Here is a 17,154-nt window from a genome sequence, read left to right as displayed (position 1 = left end):
GCAAACGGCTCGACGCCATGGAGACGCGGCCGATCGTCGGCTCGCCGCTGAAGCACGACTCCGCTGCCAAGCATGTCGCCGGCGAGGCCGTCTATGTCGACGACATCCTGGAGTCGGCCGGCGCCGCCCATGCGTGCCTTGGCCTCTCCAGCATCGCCCATGGCCGTTTTCTGTCGCTCGACCTGTCCGCGGTCGAGGCCGCGCCGGGCGTGCTTGCGGTCCTGACCGCCGCCGACATCCCGGGCGAGAACGACATCTCCTCGACGCACAAGCATGACGAGCCAGTCTTCGCGACCGAGGCGATCCTGCATCATGGCCAGCCGCTCTTTGCGGTCATCGCCGAGACGCGCGAGCAGGCTCGCCAGGCGGCGGTGCTGGCGAAGGCGGAATACGAGGAAGCTGCGCCCCTGCTCGACGTCGCGGCGGCGCGCGCCGCAGGCGGCGAGCTCGTCACCGAGCCGCTGAAGCTCGAGCGCGGCGATGTCGCGGCCGGTCTCGCGGCGAGCCCGCGCCGGCTCAAGGGCGCGATGGCGATAGGCGGGCAGGACCATTTCTATCTCGAAAGCCAGATCGCCCTCGCCATTCCCGGCGAGGATGGCGACATGCTTGTGCACTCCTCGACCCAGCATCCGAGCGAGGTCCAGCACATGGTCGCCTCCGTGCTCGGCATCGGCGCCCATGCGGTGACGATCGAGGTCCGGCGCATGGGCGGCGGCTTCGGCGGCAAGGAGACGCAGGCCAATCTCTTCGCCTGCGTCGCGGCGCTCGGCGCCCGCAAACTCGGGCGGCCGGTGAAGCTCAGGCCCGATCGCGACGACGACATGGTGATCACCGGCAAGCGCCATGACTTCGTCGTCGACTACGAGATCGGCTTCGACGATGACGGGCGCATCCATGCGGTCGATGCGATCTATGCCGCCCGCTGCGGCTGGAACGCCGACCTTTCCGGCCCGGTCACCGACCGCGCCCTGTTCCACATGGACAATTGCTATTTCTATCCGGCGGTGCGCGCGCGCTCCGAACCGCTGCGCACGCACACCGTCTCGAACACCGCCTTTCGTGGCTTCGGCGGACCGCAGGGCATGGTCGGGGCCGAGCGCTTCATCGAGGAGGTCGCCTACGCTACCGGGCTCGACCCGCTGGAGGTGAGACGGCGCAATCTCTATGGCGGCGAGGGCCGGCTGACGACGCCCTATCACCAGCAGGTCGAGGACATGATCGCCGGCGAGGTGATCGACGAGCTCGAGCGCGACTGCCATTACCGCGAGCGGCAACAGGCGATCCGCGCCTTCAACCGAGAAAGCCCGGTGATCAAGCGCGGCATCGCGCTGACGCCCGTGAAATTCGGCATCTCCTTCACCGCGACCTGGTACAATCAAGCCGGCGCGCTGGTGCATGTCTACACCGACGGCTCGGTCGCGCTGAATCATGGCGGCACCGAAATGGGCCAGGGGCTCTACCAGAAGGTGGCGCAGGTCGTGGCCCAGGCCTTCGGGATCGGCCTCGACCGGATCAGGATCACCGCGACGACGACCGGCAAGGTGCCGAACACCTCGGCGACCGCCGCCTCCTCCGGCTCCGACCTCAACGGCATGGCCGCGCTCGACGCCTGCGAGACGATCAAGCAGCGGCTCGTGGCTTTCGCCGCGGAGCGCTGGCAGGAGGCGCCAGAGGCAATCGCCTTCCTGCCCGGACGGGTTCGGATCGGGGCGCGCGAGATCGCCTTCGTCGAGCTGGTCAAGGCGGCCTACATGGCCCGCGTCCAGCTCTCGGCTACGGGCTTCTACGCCACCCCGAAGATCCATTGGGACCGCAAGGCCGGGCGCGGCCATCCCTTCTACTATTTCGCCTATGGCGCAGCGGCCTCCGAGGTCGCGATCGACACGCTGACCGGCGAGTACAAGGTCGAGCGCGTCGACATCCTGCATGATTGCGGCAACTCGCTGAACCCGGCGATCGACAAGGGCCAGATCGAGGGCGGCTTCGTCCAGGGCATGGGCTGGCTGACCACCGAGGAGCTGGTCTGGGATGAGAAGGGGCGCCTCAGGACCCACGCACCCTCGACCTACAAGATCCCGGTCGCCTCCGACCGGCCGCGCATCTTCAACGTCGCCTTGCTGGAGAACGCGCCCAATCGCGAGCACACGATCCATCGCTCGAAGGCGGTCGGCGAGCCGCCGCTGATGCTGGCGATCAGCGTGCTGCACGCGCTTTCCGATGCGGTCGCCAGCGTCGGCGACCATCGCTTCTGCCCGCAGCTCGACGCACCGGCGACGCCCGAGCGCGTGCTTGATGCGGTCGAGCGGGTCCGGGCGCAGGCCGCCGCCATGGAGGGCGCGTCATGACGCTCTCTGATTTTCTTGAGCGGCATCTCGACGAAGGCGCGATCGTCGTCCGCATCGAACGCGTGCAGGGTTCGACACCGCGCGAGGCCGGCGCGACGATGCTCGTCTCGCACCATGACAGCGCCGGCACGATCGGCGGTGGACAGCTCGAATTCCACTGCCTCGATCTAGCCCGCCAAATGTTGGGGACCGGCGAGGATCAGCGCCGGGCCGACCTGCCGCTCGGCCCCCAAATGGGCCAGTGCTGCGGCGGGCGCGTCGAGGTCTCGCTGGCGCGTGCCAACCCTGCCGACCTCGCCGCCCTGCGCGATGATGAAACGAAGGCGGTTGCCGGACGGCCGCAGGTGCTGATCTTCGGCGCCGGGCATACCGGCAAGGCCCTCACCCGCTGCCTGTCCCTGCTGCCGCTCGCCGTGACGTTGGTCGACGACCGACCCGGCCAGTTCGCAGACCTGCCCGAGGCCATTTCCTGCCTCCATCTCGACGATCCCGAGCAGGCGCTCGCCACGGCGCCCTCAGGCGCTGCCTTCATCGTCCTGACCCACAGCCACGCGCTCGACTACCGGCTGGCCGAGGCGGCGCTTCTGCGCGGCGACGCGGCCTATGTCGGCATGATCGGCTCGGCGACGAAACGCGCCCGCTTCGAGGCGAGCTTCCGGCGCCGGCACCCCGGAAGCGCGGCCCTGACGCGTCTGACCTGCCCAATCGGTGGATCGGATGTGCATGACAAGCGTCCGGAGGTGATCGCGGCCTTGACGGCGGCCGAGCTGGTACGTTGGTTGCTTGGCGAGAAGGCGGCCTTCGCGGGGAAGGACGCCACCGCGCCAGAGAAAGGCCGAGCCGCCCATGACGCTGCCGCCTGACGAGACGGCCCCCTTACGTCTGGCGCTCGCCCATGTCTCGAAGAGCTTTCCGGGCGTGAAGGCCAATCAGGACATCAGCTTCGGCGTCCGGCCGGGCGAAATCCATGCGCTGCTCGGCGAGAACGGCGCCGGCAAGTCGACCCTGGTCAAGATCATCTACGGCGTGCAGCGCGCCGACGAGGGCGAGATCCGCTGGGACGGCCACCCCGTCGAGATCCCCTCGCCCAAGGCCGCCCGCAAACTCGGCATCGGCATGGTGTTCCAGCACTTCTCGCTGTTCGACGGCATGACCGTGCTGGAGAACATCGCGCTGGGGCTCGACGAGAAGGTCCCGGCGGAAGAGCTGAAACGGCGGATCAAGGCGATCCTCGACAGCTATTCCCTGCCGCTCGACCCGAACCGCGAGGTGCACACGCTCTCGGTCGGCGAACGCCAGCGCATCGAGATCGTGCGCTGCCTGCTGCAGAAGCCGAAGCTGCTGATTATGGACGAGCCGACCTCGGTGCTGACGCCGCAGGAGGTCGAGCGCCTGTTCGACACCTTGCGCCAGATCGCGGCGCAGGGCTGCTCGATCCTCTACATCAGCCACAAGCTGCACGAGATCAAAGCCCTGTGCGAGGCCGCGACCATCCTGCGGGCTGGCCGGGTCGTCGCGACCTGCGACCCCCGCGCCGAGACGACGCGGCGCATGGCCGAGCTGATGATCGGCTCCGAGCTCAAGAGCATCGAGCGCCCCGCCGCGGCCGGCGAGGCGCGCCGCGCCCGCCTCGTCGTCAGCGGGCTCGACATGCCGGGCGAGCCGCCCTTCGGCACCCGGCTGAAGAATATCGGCTTCACCGCCCATGCCGGCGAGATCCTCGGCATCGCCGGCGTAGCCGGAAACGGCCAGGCCGAGCTGCTGCTGGCCCTTTCGGGCGAGCGCCGCGCCGCCTCGAACGATGCGGTCAGGCTCGACGGCCAGCCGCTCGGCCATGCCGATCCCGGCCGGCGCCGCGCCGCCGGGCTCGCCTGCGTGCCCGAGGAGCGCAATGGCCATGCCGCCGTGCCGGACTTCTCGCTCGCCGACAATGTCGTGCTGACCGCCCGCCACCGCTTGCCGCTGGCGCCTTCGGGCCTGATCCGGCAAGGTCCGGTCGATGCCTATACGCGCGAGGTGATCCAGCGCTTCGACGTGCGCACCACCGGCCCTGCAGCCTTCGCCGGCGCGCTCTCCGGCGGCAATCTGCAGAAGTTCATCATGGGCCGCGAAATCGGCCAGAAGCCCGAGGTCCTCATCGTCGAGCAGCCGACCTGGGGCGTCGATGCCGGCGCCGCCGCCGCGATCCGGCAGGCGCTGGTCGACCTTGCCGCCAGGGGCTCGGCGATCGTGGTGATCTCGCAGGACCTCGACGAGCTGCTCGAGCTCGCCGACCGCCTCTGTGTGATCAATGAGGGCCGGCTCTCGGAGGCACGGCCGGTCGCCGGGCTGAAGCTGGAGGAAATCGGCCTGCTGATGGGCGGCGTCCATGGCGAGGCGGTAGCAGCGGACCATGCCCATGCTTGAATGGCGCCGCCGCAGCGAACCGAGCCGGGCGATGCTCTATCTGAGCCCGCTGATCGCCATCGCCCTGACCATGCTGACCGGCATGCTGGTCTTCAGCGCGATCGGCTATGACGGCTTTCACGCGGTGCAGGCGATCTTCGTCACGCCGCTGATCGAGCCGCAGCGCTGGGCCGATCTCGGGGTCAAGGCCGCGCCGCTGGTGATGATCGCGCTCGGCCTCGCCATCGGCTTCCGGGCCAATGTCTGGAACATCGGCGCCGAGGGGCAATACGTGATGGGCGCCATCGCCGGCACCGGCGTCGCCTTGCTCACGCATGACATGACCGGCTGGTGGATCCTGCCCGCCATGGCGCTGGCCGGCGTTCTCGGCGGCGCCGCCTGGGCCGCGATCCCCGCCTTCCTCAAGGTCCGCCTGCAGGTCAGCGAGATCCTGACCAGCCTGATGCTGACCTATGTCGCGGTGCAGTTCCTCTACTATCTCGTGCGCGGGCCGTGGAAGGATCCCGACGGCTTCAATTTCCCGCAGACCAAGATGTTCAGCGCCGATCAGGTCCTGCCTGCCATGGCGGAGGGCTCGCTGGTCCATCTCGGCATTCCCGTCGCACTGCTGCTGGCGCTCGCCGCCTGGTTCGTGATGGGCAAGACGGTCTCCGGCTTCGCCATCCGGGTAGTCGGGCGCGCCCCGGCGGCCGCGCGGCATGGTGGTTTCGACGCCGGCCGCGTCACCTGGGCCGCCCTGCTCGCCAGCGGCGGGCTTGCGGGCCTGGCCGGGCTGTTCGAGGCAGCGGGGCCGTTCGGCCAGCTCACCCCGCAATTCCCGGTCGGCTACGGCTTCACCGCGATCATCGTCGCCTTTCTCGGACGGCTCTCGCCGATCGGCATCGTCTTCGGCGGCCTCGTGCTGGCGGTGACCTATGTCGGCGGCGAGATCGCGCAGAGCACGGTGAGGCTGCCGCAGGCGGCGACCGGCATGTTCCAGGCGATGCTATTGTTCTTCCTGCTCGCCACCGACGTGCTGGTCCGCTGGCGGCTCGCCTTCCGGCGCGGCCACGCGAAGGTCGCGCCATGACCGCGGTCATCCTCGTCTCGATCTTCATGACCCTCGCGGCGGCGGCGACGCCGATCCTGCTGGCCGGCCTCGGCGAGCTCGTCACCGAGAAGGCCGGCGTGCTCAATCTCGGCGTCGAGGGCATGATGCTCTGCGGGGCAGTGACCGGCTTCGCGGTCGCCTACAGCAGTGGCAGCGTCACGCTCGGCCTCGTCGCTGCGGCGATCGCCGGCTTCCTCGCCGCGATGATCTTCGCGCTCCTGACGCTCGGGCTCGGCTCCAATCAGGTCGCGACCGGGCTGGCGCTGACGATCTTCGGCATCGGAGTCTCCTCGTTGTTCGGCGCCGGCTTCGTCGGCCGCACCATCCAGCGGCTCGGACCGCTCTTCCCCGCCGACTACGCCAACCATCCCTGGCTGCGCCTGGTCTTCGGCCATGATGCCCTGGTCTATCTCTCGCTGCTGCTGGTTCTCGCCGTCAGCCTGTTCCTGCGGCGCACGCGTGCCGGGCTGATCCTGCGCGCCGTCGGCGAGAACGCCGAGTCCGCCCATGCGATCGGCTATCGCGTGCTCGCCATCCGTACCGCCGCAACCGGCTTCGGCGGTGCGCTCGCTGGGCTCGGCGGCGCCTATTTCTCGCTGGCGCTGACGCCGATGTGGGCCGACCGGCTGACCGCCGGCCGGGGCTGGATCGCGCTCGCTCTCGTTGTCTTCGCCGCCTGGAAACCGGGGCGGCTTCTGCTCGGCGCCTATCTTTTCGGCGCCGTTGCGACCTTCGAGCTGCAGGCCAAGGCCGCCGGCATCAGCTGGGTCGCACCGGAGGTGCTGGCGATGACACCCTACCTTGCGACCATTGTGGTTCTGACGATGATGTCGCTAGGACAAAGAACCGGCGGGCGGAACGCGCCCGCCTGCCTTGGCAAGCCTTTTCCGGCGTCATGAGCGACGCCGCATCCGACAACGGGGAGCAGACAATGTCGACCATCATCACCCGCAGGACGCTTCTGGCCGGCGCCGCCGCGACCTCGGCGCTGCCGCTCATCGGCGGAGCCCAGGCGCAGGCGCCGCTCGGCGTCGGCTTCGTCTATGTCGGCCCGATCGGCGACCACGGCTACACCTGGACCCATGACCAGGGCCGACTGGCGCTCGAAAAGGAGTACGGCGCCAAGATCAAGACCAGCTTCATCGAGAACGTGGCCGAGGGGCCGGACGCGGCGCGCGCCATCCGCCAGCTCGCCCAGGCCGGCAACCAGATCATCTTCGCCACCTCGTTCGGCTTCATGAACCCGACCATCCAGGTCGCCAAGCAGTTCCCGAAGATCAAGTTCGAGCACGCCACCGGCTATATGCGCGCCGAGAACGTCGCGACCTACAATGCCCGCTTCTACGAGGGCCGCGCGGTCCTCGGCACCATTGCTGGGCACATGTCGAAGTCAGGCCAGGCCGGCTATGTCGCCTCCTTCCCGATCCCGGAAGTGGTGATGGGCATCAACGCCTTCCACCTCGCCGCCAGGAAGGTGAATCCGAACTTCAAGACCAAGGTGATCTGGGCCTCGACCTGGTACGACCCGGCCAAGGAAGCCGACGCCGCCAAGGCGCTGATCGACCAGGGCGCCGACATGATCACCCAGCACACCGATTCCGCCGCTCCGCTGCAGGCAGCCGAACAGCGCGGCGTCTTCGCCTTCGGCCAGGCTTCCGACATGAGCGCCTTCGCGCCGAAGGCGCACCTCACCGCGATCGTCGACGACTGGTCGGGCTACTACATCAAGCGCGTCAAGGAGGTCATGGACGGGACCTGGAAGACCGGCGACGTCTGGCACGGCCTCAAGGAAGGCATGGTCAAGATGGCGCCCTACAACGCGGCGATGACGCCGGCGGCCCGGGCCGCGGCCGACGAGGTCCAGAAGGGCATCATCGCCGGCACGCTCCACCCCTTCACCGGCGAGCTCAAGGACCAGAAGGGCACGCTGCGCCTGAAGGCCGGCGAGACCGCCAGCGACGAGATGCTGTCGAAGATGGACTGGTACGTCGACGGCGTGCAGGCCTAAGGCGCTCGCCCGCTCATGGAGGCGTCATGCTCGGGCGCGCCCCGAGCATCTTCTGCCGGAGCAGGCGCCGCACAGCGCCTGCTCATTGCGAGATTCCCGGGCCTGCGCTCCGCTCCGCCCGAGAATGACGCTCTCCCGCCACGAACGAAAATTACCCGCCGGAACCCCCTTGCAGATATTTTAAGCTTGAAACAATATGACTGCCGACGCCGCCTGGACGGGGATGGGGAACCCCGCCGGCGGCCGTATCTGGCACGTCCCGGGAGGACATCAGACATGAATCTCAAGTTCGCATTGTCGCTCAGCGCCGGCATGCTCGCGCTCGGGCTTTCGAGCGCCCAGGCGCAGGAACCCTTGAAGATCGGCGTGGTCAGCGTGCTGACCGGGCCTGCGGCGGCGCTCGGCCAGCAGGTTCGCGACGGCTTCCAGCTCGCGGTCGACCAGAACGGCGGCAAGCTCGGCGGCGTGCCGGTGCAGATCACCATCATCGACGACGAGCTGAAGCCCGATGTCGCGGTCAGCAAGGTCCGCAGCTTCGTGGAAGGCGGCAAGGTCGACTTCGTGGTCGGCCCGGTGTTCTCGAACATCCTCGGCGCGATCGCCAAGCCGGTCCTGGATTCCGGCGCCATCCTGATCAGCCCGAATGCCGGTCCCTCGACCATGGCCGGCAAGGCCTGCCACCAGAACTTCTTCGTGACCTCGTACCAGAACGACCAGGTCCACGAGGTGCTCGGCAAGTACGCGCAGGACCAGAACTACAAGAAGGCCTACATCATCGCGCCGAACTATCAGGCGGGTAAGGACTCGCTGGCCGGCTTCAAGCGCTACTTCAAGGGCGAGGTCATCGACGAGGTCTATGTCCCGCTGACCTCGCTCGACTTCTCGGCCGAGCTCGCCAAGATCGCCTCGGCCAAGCCGGACGTGGTCTTCGCCTTCCTGCCCGGCGGCCTCGGCGTCAACTTCGTCAAGCAGTGGTCGCAGGCCGGCCTCACCGGCAAGGTGCCGTTCCTCTCGGCCTTCACGGTCGACGAGTCGACCCTGCCGGCGCAGCAGGACGCCGCCGTCGGCATGTTCGGCGGCATGACCTGGGCGCCGAACATGGACAATCCGCAGACGAAGAAGTTCGTTACGGCCTATGAGGCGGCCTACAAGATCGTGCCCGGCTCCTACGCCCAACAGGCTTTCGACGCCGCGCAGCTGATCGACTCCGCCGTGAAGGCGGCCGGCGGCACCGGCGACAAGGACAAGCTGCGCGCCGCGCTCAAGAAGGCCGACTTCACCTCTCTGCGCGGCAATTTCAAGTTCAACACCAATGGCTACCCGATCCAGGACTTCTATCTGGTCAAGGTCGCCAAGCGACCGGACGGCAAGTTCCAGACCGAGATCGCCCAGAAGGTGTTCTCGGACTATGCCGATCCGCACGCGAAGGATTGCGCGCTGAAATAGGGCGGCTGAACCTCGGGAACCCCTCTCCTGAAAGGAGAGGGGTAGGGGTGAGGTGTTCGTAGCAACATCGTTGGCCTGAACCTGACCGCGCGGTCAACGCTCGCGGCGCTGGTCCGGCGACCCACACCTCACCCTGCCCTCTCCTTACAGGAGAGGGTTCCCCGCGCCTTTTCCGACAGCCGATCGCGAACGAACGATGACCACCGGCCTCCTCCTTGTCCAGATCCTGAACGGGCTGCAGTTCGGCATTCTGCTGTTCCTGGTGGCGGCCGGGCTGACGCTGGTCTTCGGCGTGATGGACTTCATCAACCTGGCGCATGGCGTGCAGTACATGCTCGGCGCCTATCTTGCGGTGACGTTCGTCTCGCTGACCGGCTCCTTCGTGCTCGGGCTGGTGCTGGCGCTCGCGGCGGCGCTGGTCTTCGGGCTCGCGCTCGAGTTCCTCGTCTTCCGGCATCTCTACGAACGAGACCATCTCGATCAGGTGCTGGCGACCTTCGGGCTGATCCTGCTGCTCAACCAGGGCGTCAAGATCATCTGGGGCGCAGCGCCGCTCTCCGTGCCGGTACCCGAATTCCTCTCCGGCAATGTCGCGCTGATCGACGGCATCCTCTACCCGACCTACCGCTTCGCCCTGATCGGGGCGGGCCTCGCGGTCGGCCTCTTGCTCTGGTTCGTCGTCGACCGCACCCGCACCGGCATGCTGCTGCGCGCCGGCGCCTCGAATGCGCCGATGGTCTCGGCGCTCGGCGTCGACATCCGCAAGCTGTTCATGATCGTCTTCGCCTTCGGAACCATGCTGGCCGGTTTCGCCGGGGCGATGGCCGCGCCGATCCTCTCGGTCGAGCCCGGCATGGGCGACACCGTGCTGATCCTGGCCTTCGTCGTCATCGTCATCGGCGGCATCGGCTCGATCCGCGGCGCCTTCGTCGCGGCACTGATCGTCGGCCTCGTCGATACGCTCGGCCGCTCCTTCATGAACGACCTGCTGCGCCTGTTCATGAGCGCGCCCTCGGCCCGGGCTACCGGCGCCGCCCTCTCCTCGATGCTGATCTACCTCCTGATGGCGGTGGTGCTGTTCCTGCGACCTGAGGGGCTCCTGCCATCGCGGGGCCGCACATGAGCGCGGCTCCGGCGCTGGCCGAGACGATCGCCGCCCCGGCTCCGCGGAAGCGCGGCCGGCTGCTGCTCCCGGTCCTGCTCTTTTGCCTGCTGGCGCTGGCGCCGCTCGCCGTCAGCCTCGGCATGCCGGCCGGCTGGCTCGCCTTGCTGACACGGGCGATGATCTTCGCGATCGCGGCGCTCTCGCTCGACCTCATCCTCGGCGTCGGCGGACTCGTTTCGTTCGGCCACGCTGCCTTTCTCGGGATCGGCGCCTATGTCACCGGCATCATGATCACCGAGGGACAGGCCGAGGCGCTGGTGATCCTGCCGGTGCTGCTCGGCATCTGCGCACTGTTCGCAGCGGTCACCGGCGCGATCTGCCTGCGCACCCGCGGCGTCACCTTCATCATGATCACCCTCGCCTTCGGCCAGATGGTCTATTTCCTGGCGCAGGCACTCTCCGCCTATGGCGGCGATGACGGGCTGACGCTCTACGAGAAGAGCACGATCGCCGGCCTCGACCTCTTCTCGACCCGCACGGGCTTCTTCTACTGCGTGCTCGCGGCGCTGGCCGGCTGCTATGTGCTGGTCCGCATCCTCGTCGCCTCGCGGTTCGGGCGCATCCTGCGTGCTTCACGCGAGAATCCGGTGCGGGTTTCGGTCACCGGCTTCGACGTCACTCGCATACGCCTCGTCGCCTATGTGATCAGCGGCATGATCGCCGGAATCGCCGGCTTCTTCCTCGCCAACCACACCGATTTCGTCAGCCCGGCGTTCATGTCCTGGCAGCGCTCGGGCGAGCTGATCTTCATGACCGTCCTCGGCGGCGTCGGCTCGCTGCATGGCGCGATCATCGGCGCCATCGCCTATCTCATCGCAGAGGACGCCCTCTCGCATCTGACCGAGCATTGGCGCGTGATCTTCGGGCCGCTGATCGTGCTCTTCGTGCTGTTTACCCGTGGCGGCATCGTCGGCATGCTGCGCCGGGCCGGCGGTGGCCGCGACGCATGACTGAACCGGTCCTCGCCCTCGATTCCTTGCGCAAATCCTTCGGTGCCCTCAAGGTGACCGACGATGTCAGCCTGAGCCTCGCCCCCGGCGAACTGCACGCGTTGATCGGCCCCAACGGCGCCGGCAAGACCACGCTCGTCCACCAGATCTCCGGCATGCTCAAGCCCGACAGCGGCGCGATCCGCTTTCGCGGCGAGGACATCACGGCGCTGACGCCGGAGAAGCGGGCGCGGCGCGGCCTCGCCCGCACCTTCCAGATCACCTCGACCATCGCCTCGCTTTCGGTGCTGGAGAACGTTGCGCTCGGCGTGCAGGCCAAGGCGGCGCACCCGCTCTCCCTCTTCCGCAACGCGGCGAACGATGCGGCGCTGAACCGCCCTGCCCTGGCCGCGCTCGAAGCCGTGGGCCTCGCCGACCGGGCAGACGTTCCCGCCGGCCGGCTCTCGCATGGCGAGAAGCGGGCGCTCGAGCTCGCCATGGCGCTCGCCCTGGAGCCGGCGGCGATCCTGCTCGACGAACCCTTGGCCGGCGTCGGCCGCGAGGAAGGCGAGCGGCTGATCGAGCTTTTGTCCAGCCTGAAGGGCCGCTACGCCATGCTGCTCGTCGAGCACGACATGGCGGCGGTCTTTGCGCTCGCAGACAAGGTCAGCGTGCTGGTCTATGGGCGGGTCATCGCCTCAGGCGATCCGGTCTCGGTCAGGGCCGATGCCGGGGTGCGCGAAGCCTATCTCGGCGAGGAGGGCTGAGCCGTGCTGACGGTCGAGAACCTCGATGCCGGCTATGGCGAGGCGCAGATCCTGTTCGGCGTCGACCTTTCGGTCGGTGCCGGCGAGGTCGTGACCCTGCTTGGCCGCAACGGCATGGGCAAGACCACGACGATCCGCTCGATCATGGGGCTGCTCCGCCCGAAGGCGGGGCGGGTCAGCTTCGGCGGGGTCGACCTCACCGGCAGCCCACCCTTCCGCCTTGCGCAGGCCGGCATCGGCCTTGTACCCGAAGGCCGCCAGATTTTCCCGACGCTCTCGGTCGAGGAGAATCTGATCGCGACGGCAGCCAGCCGCTTCGGCCGGCCGCGCTGGACGCTGGAGCGGATCTACGCTTTCCTGCCCCGGCTCAGGGAACGCCGCGCCAACCGCGGCAACCAGCTTTCCGGCGGCGAACAGCAGATGCTCGCGATCGGCCGGGCGCTGATGACCAATCCCAAGCTCGTCATCCTCGACGAGGCGACCGAGGGGCTCGCACCGATCATCCGCCAGGAAATCTGGGCCTGCCTTGCGGCGCTGAAGGCCGAGGGCGAGTCGATCCTGGTGATCGACAAGAATGTCGATGCGCTGGCGAAGATCGCCGATCGGCATATCGTGCTGGAAAAGGGCCGCGTCGTCTGGCGCGGCACGAGCGAGGAGTTGCGCAGCGACGGCGCGGTCAAGGACCGCTTCCTGAATCTGTAGAGACGGATCCGCCTCTAACTCGATGACCGGGCCATGCTCTGGCGTGAGCTGGGGAGGGAGACAGGCAAATGGGGTATCGCGTCGCAGTCGGCGGAACGCGCCATGTCTTCGCCGACCTCCGCGAGCTGATGGGGAAGGCGACGCCGCTGCGCTCGGGCGACCAGCTGGCGGGGCTCGCCGCCGGCAACATGCAGGAGATGATGGCGGCCCGGATCGCGCTCGCGGATTTGCCGCTGCGGACCTTCCTGCATGAAGCGCTGATCCCCTACGAAGAGGACGAGGTCACGCGCCTCATCCTCGACACGCATGACGCGGCCGCCTTCGCACCGGTCGCCGCGCTCACGGTCGGCGAGTTCCGCGACTGGCTCTGCTCCGATATCGCGACGACGGAGGTGCTGGCGCGGCTCGCCCCGGGCATCACGCCGGAGATGGCGGCGGCGGTGTCGAAGCTGATGCGCAACCAGGACCTGATCCTGGTCGCGCGCAAATGCCGGGTCGTCACACGTTTCCGCAACACGCTCGGCCTGCCGGGCCGGCTCGCAGTGCGCCTCCAGCCCAACCACCCGACAGACGATGCCGCCGGCATCCTCGCCTCGACCATAGACGGGCTGAGCTATGGCTGCGGCGATGCGGTCATCGGCATCAACCCGGCCTCCGACAGCCTGGGCTGCATCGGAGAGCTGCTGCGCCTGCTCGACGAACTGATCGCGCGCTTCGAGATACCGACACAAGGCTGCGTGCTGACCCACGTCACCAGTTCGATCGCCTTGATCGGGCAAGGGGCACCGGTCGACCTCGTCTTCCAGTCCGTCGCGGGTACGCAGGCTGCCAATGCCTCCTTCGGCATCGATCTCTCTCTTCTGCAGGAAGGGATGGCGGCGGGCCGCTCGCAGAAGCGTGGCACGGTCGGCGACAACGTCATGTATTTCGAAACCGGCCAGGGCGCGGCGCTTTCGGCCAACGCCCATCACGGCGTCGACCAGCAGACGCTGGAAGCGCGCGCCTATGCGGTCTGCCGGGCTTACGAGCCGCTATTGGTCAACACCGTCGTCGGCTTCATCGGGCCGGAATATCTCTATGACGGCAAGCAGATCATCCGGGCGGGGCTGGAAGACCATTTCTGCGGCAAGCTGCTCGGCGTGCCGATGGGCTGCGACATCTGCTACACCAATCATGCCGAGGCCGATCAGGACGACATGGACACGCTGCTGACCCTGCTGGGCACGGCCGGCATCAATTTCATCATGGGCGTGCCCGGCGCCGACGATGTGATGCTGAACTACCAGTCCACCTCCTTCCACGACCAACTCTATATCCGCGAGGTTCTCGGCCTGAAGCGCGCGCCCGAATTCGAGGCCTGGCTGCAGCGCATGAACATCACCGATGCAGCCGGTCGCCTGAGCGCGGGACAAGGCGTGCAGGCCCTTCTGGCAGCGGTGCCCGGCAGGGCAGCATGAGCGAGAGGCAGAATCCCGGAGCGCGGCAGTTCGCCGATCTGGCGACGCTCACCCCGGCGCGTGTCGCGCTCGGCCGTTCCGGCGCCTCCCTGCCGACACGGGAGGTGCTCCGCTTCGGCATGGCCCATGCCCAGGCCCGCGACGCAGTGCATGCGCCATTTCACGCCGACGACGTGGTCGGCCGGCTTGCTGCGCTCGGCCCGGAAGTGATTCAGGTCGAGAGTGCGGCGGGCTCACGCGAGGAGTATCTGCGTCGGCCCGATCTCGGGCGAAGGCTCTCGCCCGGAAGCTGCCAAGCACTGACGGCAAAGCACGGCGACTTCGACCTGGCGATCGTCGCGGCCGATGGTCTCTCCTCGACCGCGATTCACCAGAATGTCGTCCCGTTCGTCGCGGCGCTGTTGCCGTTGCTGGCGCGGCAGGGCTTGCGGCTCGCCCCGCTCGTCGTCGGGCGCGAGGCGCGGGTTGCTCTCGGCGACGAGATTGGCGCGGCGCTCGGCGCGCGTGCGGTGGCGATGCTGATCGGCGAACGCCCCGGCCTGTCCTCGCCGGATTCGCTCGGCGCCTATCTGACCTTCGCGCCGCAACCGGGCCTGACCGACGCCAACCGCAACTGCATCTCCAACATCCGCCCGGGGGGCCTCGCCTATGAGCATGCGGCCTTCAAACTCTCCTGGCTGATCGCCGAGGCTTTTCGCCGTTCGCTGACCGGAATCGGCCTCAAGGACGAGAGCGATCTCGCTCTCGCGACGAGCGTTGCCGGCAAGCGAGCGATCTCAGGCGACCCTTCGCTTTCCGGCGCGGTCGCGAGCCCGGAACCGCAACGCACTTCCGACGCATTCACTGGAGAAGGAGACCTATGATGAAGCCGCTGACCGCCGGCGTGACCCGCGCCAATGAGGGCATCGACGCGATCACCTGGAACATTCTGGGCCAGACCTATGTGCCCAAGACCCTGAGCGAAGACAGCTTCTCCTGGCACGCCATCTTCCCGCCCGGCACCTTCGTGCCGCCGCACATCCACCCGACCCAGGACGAGTTCATCTACATGCTGGAGGGCCGGCTCGATCTCGTGCTCGACGGCCAGGAATCGCATGCGCTGCCGGGCGACCTGATCCGCCTGCCGCGCAATGTCCCGCACGGGCTGTTCAACAAGAGCAACACGCCGGTGAAGTGCCTGTTCTGGGTCGCGCCGACCGGCCGCCTCTACGATCTGTTCTGGGCGATCCACTCGATGAAGGAACAGAACCCGGCGGAAGTGGTGGCGCTCGCGGCGCGCTACGAGATCGACTTCCTGCCGCCTCCCCCGGATGCCGGCTGAGCCGGAAGCGCGAACTCGCATGGCCGGCGTTAGGGTTAACCATAGGTAAACCACGCCGAAAGCAGGTTTTGGTGCATGGTGCGGGCCTCCCACAGGAAGGCCCGGCCGATGCCTGTTCCTACCACCGAACGCCGCCAGCACGTCCGCAACCGCACCTTGATCGGTGCCCAGATCATCTTCAACCAGCGCCAGTCGACGCTGGACTGCACGGTCAGGAACCTGTCCGAGCAAGGAGCGCTGCTCGTCCTCTCCGACGCGGTCGCCACGCCCGAAATGTTCGAGCTCTATTTCCCGCTGAAGCGCGAGAGCCGGATGGCACGGGCGCGCTGGCGAGACGGCGCGCACCAGGGCGTCGAATTCACCAGGCCCGCCAGGCAAGACGGCGAGCCTGTCCAGCTCGATCTTCTGCGCCGGCTGAAGCTGCTCGAGCAGGAGAATGCCGTGCTGAAGGCGCGGATCGCCCAACTGACCGAAGCCGGCTGAATCCAGCCGAAATTCCGCCTGCTTCCTCCCCGACATCGCGCGAAGGAGGAAGCAATGAAACGATTCGCGCTATACGTGCTTTTGGCACTCGGTCTGATTGCCGGGCTCGCCGCCTTCCAGAACAGCTCCTTGCTGGTGCCGAAGCTGACCGAGCGGCCGGTACTGCTCGCCCATCGCGGCCTCGCCCAGACCTATTCGGCGGAAGGTATCGACGCCGCGACCTGCACCGCGACGCGGATCGATCCGCCCGAGCATCGCTACATCGAGAACACCATCGCCTCGATGGAGGCGGCCTTCGCCGCGGGTGCCGACATCGTCGAGATCGATGTCCACCCGACTCGGGACGGGCAGTTCGCGGTGTTTCACGACTGGACGTTGGAGTGCCGCACCAATGGCGCAGGCACGACGCGCGACAAGACGATGGCCGAGCTGAAAGCGCTCGACATCGGCCACGGTTACACCGCCGATGGCGGCAAGAGCTTTCCCTTTCGTGGCCAGGGCATCGGACTGATGCCCTCGCTCGACGAGGTGCTCGACCGGTTGCCGAACCAGCGTCTGCTGATCAACGTCAAGAGCCGCGACGCGCAGGAAGGGCGCAGCCTCGCGCAGCGGCTTTCGCAGCTTCCCCCGGAACGGCTCGCCCGGCTGATGGTCTATGGCGGCGAGCCGCCGGTCGCCGCCTTGCGCGAAGCCCTGCCCTCGCTCGTCAGCATGTCAGCGCAGGCCGAGAAGCGCTGCCTCATCCGCTATCTCGCCATGGGCTGGGCCGGCATCACGCCGGACGAGTGCGCGAAGCAACTGCTCCTCATCCCCTCGAACTACACCAAATGGCTCTGGGGCTGGCCGGAGCGCTTCACGGCACGCATGCGCGCGGTCGGCAGCGAGGTCATCGTCGCCGGCCCGCTGGTCGGTGGCGAAGTCTCGACCGGCATCGACCGGGCCGAGGATCTCGCCCGGCTCGGCCGGCCGCTCCCGGGGATCTGGACGAACCGGATCGACCGGATCGCCCCGCTCGTGAAGGCTGCTACGCCGTAG

At 67.8% G+C, this 17,154-nt stretch carries 16 protein-coding genes; all 16 read left to right on the top strand.

Annotated elements, in window-relative coordinates:
* The first annotated feature begins 17 nt into the window (after positions 1–17).
* The 16 genes from xdhB to AC1REK_RS03915 all read left to right on the top strand — a co-directional run bounded on the left by xdhB (position 18) and on the right by AC1REK_RS03915 (position 17,154).
* Positions 18–2,345: a xanthine dehydrogenase molybdopterin binding subunit gene (gene xdhB / locus AC1REK_RS03990; protein WP_492267662.1), complete on the top strand. Its 2,328-nt coding sequence runs from the start codon at positions 18–20 to the stop codon at positions 2,343–2,345.
* Positions 2,342–3,208, top strand: a complete 867-nt coding sequence (gene xdhC / locus AC1REK_RS03985; protein ID WP_492267103.1) for a xanthine dehydrogenase accessory protein XdhC — start codon at positions 2,342–2,344, stop codon at positions 3,206–3,208. Before xdhB ends, xdhC begins: the two co-directional genes overlap by 4 nt.
* Entirely contained in the window at positions 3,192–4,751 is a 1,560-nt protein-coding gene (locus AC1REK_RS03980; RefSeq protein ID WP_492267104.1) for an ABC transporter ATP-binding protein, read from the top strand. The genes xdhC and AC1REK_RS03980 overlap by 17 nt, the downstream gene beginning before the upstream one ends.
* On the top strand, positions 4,738–5,820 hold the full coding sequence (locus AC1REK_RS03975; protein ID WP_492267105.1) for an ABC transporter permease: 1,083 nt from the start codon (positions 4,738–4,740) through the stop codon (positions 5,818–5,820). The genes AC1REK_RS03980 and AC1REK_RS03975 overlap by 14 nt, the downstream gene beginning before the upstream one ends.
* Positions 5,817–6,740 carry an ABC transporter permease gene (locus tag AC1REK_RS03970; RefSeq protein WP_327522378.1) on the top strand — a complete coding sequence of 308 codons (924 nt, stop codon included), beginning with the start codon at positions 5,817–5,819 and terminating at the stop codon, positions 6,738–6,740. The genes AC1REK_RS03975 and AC1REK_RS03970 overlap by 4 nt, the downstream gene beginning before the upstream one ends.
* A gap of 32 nt (positions 6,741–6,772) precedes the next feature.
* Positions 6,773–7,849, top strand: coding sequence for a BMP family ABC transporter substrate-binding protein (locus AC1REK_RS03965; protein ID WP_452119119.1), 1,077 nt, complete (start codon positions 6,773–6,775; stop codon positions 7,847–7,849).
* A gap of 276 nt (positions 7,850–8,125) precedes the next feature.
* Positions 8,126–9,295 carry an ABC transporter substrate-binding protein gene (locus tag AC1REK_RS03960; RefSeq protein WP_492267106.1) on the top strand — a complete coding sequence of 390 codons (1,170 nt, stop codon included), beginning with the start codon at positions 8,126–8,128 and terminating at the stop codon, positions 9,293–9,295.
* Between the two features lie 196 nt (positions 9,296–9,491).
* Positions 9,492–10,418: a branched-chain amino acid ABC transporter permease gene (locus AC1REK_RS03955; protein ID WP_327524589.1), complete on the top strand. Its 927-nt coding sequence runs from the start codon at positions 9,492–9,494 to the stop codon at positions 10,416–10,418.
* Positions 10,415–11,410, top strand: a complete 996-nt coding sequence (locus tag AC1REK_RS03950; RefSeq protein ID WP_492267107.1) for a branched-chain amino acid ABC transporter permease — start codon at positions 10,415–10,417, stop codon at positions 11,408–11,410. The genes AC1REK_RS03955 and AC1REK_RS03950 overlap by 4 nt, the downstream gene beginning before the upstream one ends.
* Positions 11,407–12,156 carry an ABC transporter ATP-binding protein gene (locus tag AC1REK_RS03945; RefSeq protein ID WP_492267108.1) on the top strand — a complete coding sequence of 250 codons (750 nt, stop codon included), beginning with the start codon at positions 11,407–11,409 and terminating at the stop codon, positions 12,154–12,156. The genes AC1REK_RS03950 and AC1REK_RS03945 overlap by 4 nt, the downstream gene beginning before the upstream one ends.
* Positions 12,157–12,159: 3 nt before the next feature.
* Positions 12,160–12,858 carry an ABC transporter ATP-binding protein gene (locus tag AC1REK_RS03940; protein ID WP_492267109.1) on the top strand — a complete coding sequence of 233 codons (699 nt, stop codon included), beginning with the start codon at positions 12,160–12,162 and terminating at the stop codon, positions 12,856–12,858.
* A 68-nt stretch (positions 12,859–12,926) separates the two neighbouring features.
* The gene (locus AC1REK_RS03935; RefSeq protein WP_492267110.1) at positions 12,927–14,315 is read left to right on the top strand and encodes an ethanolamine ammonia-lyase subunit EutB; all 1,389 of its coding nucleotides are present in this window, start codon (positions 12,927–12,929) and stop codon (positions 14,313–14,315) included.
* Positions 14,312–15,178, top strand: coding sequence for an ethanolamine ammonia-lyase subunit EutC (eutC, locus tag AC1REK_RS03930; RefSeq protein ID WP_492267111.1), 867 nt, complete (start codon positions 14,312–14,314; stop codon positions 15,176–15,178). Before AC1REK_RS03935 ends, eutC begins: the two co-directional genes overlap by 4 nt.
* Positions 15,178–15,636, top strand: coding sequence for a cupin domain-containing protein (locus AC1REK_RS03925; protein WP_492267112.1), 459 nt, complete (start codon positions 15,178–15,180; stop codon positions 15,634–15,636). The genes eutC and AC1REK_RS03925 overlap by 1 nt, the downstream gene beginning before the upstream one ends.
* A gap of 108 nt (positions 15,637–15,744) precedes the next feature.
* Complete coding sequence (locus AC1REK_RS03920) at positions 15,745–16,119, top strand: PilZ domain-containing protein (RefSeq protein WP_492267113.1); 375 nt, start codon at positions 15,745–15,747, stop codon at positions 16,117–16,119.
* Between the two features lie 54 nt (positions 16,120–16,173).
* Complete coding sequence (locus AC1REK_RS03915) at positions 16,174–17,154, top strand: glycerophosphodiester phosphodiesterase family protein (protein WP_492267114.1); 981 nt, start codon at positions 16,174–16,176, stop codon at positions 17,152–17,154.

This window comes from Allobosea sp. GW823-FHT02B03 (assembly GCF_058797755.1).
The sequence above is the reverse complement of the archived record's forward strand: the minus strand, read 5'-3'. Positions and strand labels throughout refer to the sequence as shown.

What these genes read in the sequence shown, in the direction of transcription:
- AC1REK_RS03945 (WP_492267108.1), top strand. Translation starts at nt 11,407, where the DNA reads ATGACTGAACCGGTCCTCGCCCTCGATTCCTTGCGCAAATCCTTCGGT.
- AC1REK_RS03955 (WP_327524589.1), top strand. Translation starts at nt 9,492, where the DNA reads ATGACCACCGGCCTCCTCCTTGTCCAGATCCTGAACGGGCTGCAGTTC.
- AC1REK_RS03925 (WP_492267112.1), top strand. Translation starts at nt 15,178, where the DNA reads ATGAAGCCGCTGACCGCCGGCGTGACCCGCGCCAATGAGGGCATCGAC.
- xdhB (WP_492267662.1), top strand. Translation starts at nt 18, where the DNA reads ATGGAGACGCGGCCGATCGTCGGCTCGCCGCTGAAGCACGACTCCGCT.
- AC1REK_RS03970 (WP_327522378.1), top strand. Translation starts at nt 5,817, where the DNA reads ATGACCGCGGTCATCCTCGTCTCGATCTTCATGACCCTCGCGGCGGCG.
- AC1REK_RS03920 (WP_492267113.1), top strand. Translation starts at nt 15,745, where the DNA reads ATGCCTGTTCCTACCACCGAACGCCGCCAGCACGTCCGCAACCGCACC.
- AC1REK_RS03960 (WP_492267106.1), top strand. Translation starts at nt 8,126, where the DNA reads ATGAATCTCAAGTTCGCATTGTCGCTCAGCGCCGGCATGCTCGCGCTC.
- xdhC (WP_492267103.1), top strand. Translation starts at nt 2,342, where the DNA reads ATGACGCTCTCTGATTTTCTTGAGCGGCATCTCGACGAAGGCGCGATC.
- AC1REK_RS03935 (WP_492267110.1), top strand. Translation starts at nt 12,927, where the DNA reads ATGGGGTATCGCGTCGCAGTCGGCGGAACGCGCCATGTCTTCGCCGAC.
- eutC (WP_492267111.1), top strand. Translation starts at nt 14,312, where the DNA reads ATGAGCGAGAGGCAGAATCCCGGAGCGCGGCAGTTCGCCGATCTGGCG.
- AC1REK_RS03915 (WP_492267114.1), top strand. Translation starts at nt 16,174, where the DNA reads ATGAAACGATTCGCGCTATACGTGCTTTTGGCACTCGGTCTGATTGCC.
- AC1REK_RS03980 (WP_492267104.1), top strand. Translation starts at nt 3,192, where the DNA reads ATGACGCTGCCGCCTGACGAGACGGCCCCCTTACGTCTGGCGCTCGCC.
- AC1REK_RS03950 (WP_492267107.1), top strand. Translation starts at nt 10,415, where the DNA reads ATGAGCGCGGCTCCGGCGCTGGCCGAGACGATCGCCGCCCCGGCTCCG.
- AC1REK_RS03965 (WP_452119119.1), top strand. Translation starts at nt 6,773, where the DNA reads ATGTCGACCATCATCACCCGCAGGACGCTTCTGGCCGGCGCCGCCGCG.
- AC1REK_RS03975 (WP_492267105.1), top strand. Translation starts at nt 4,738, where the DNA reads ATGCCCATGCTTGAATGGCGCCGCCGCAGCGAACCGAGCCGGGCGATG.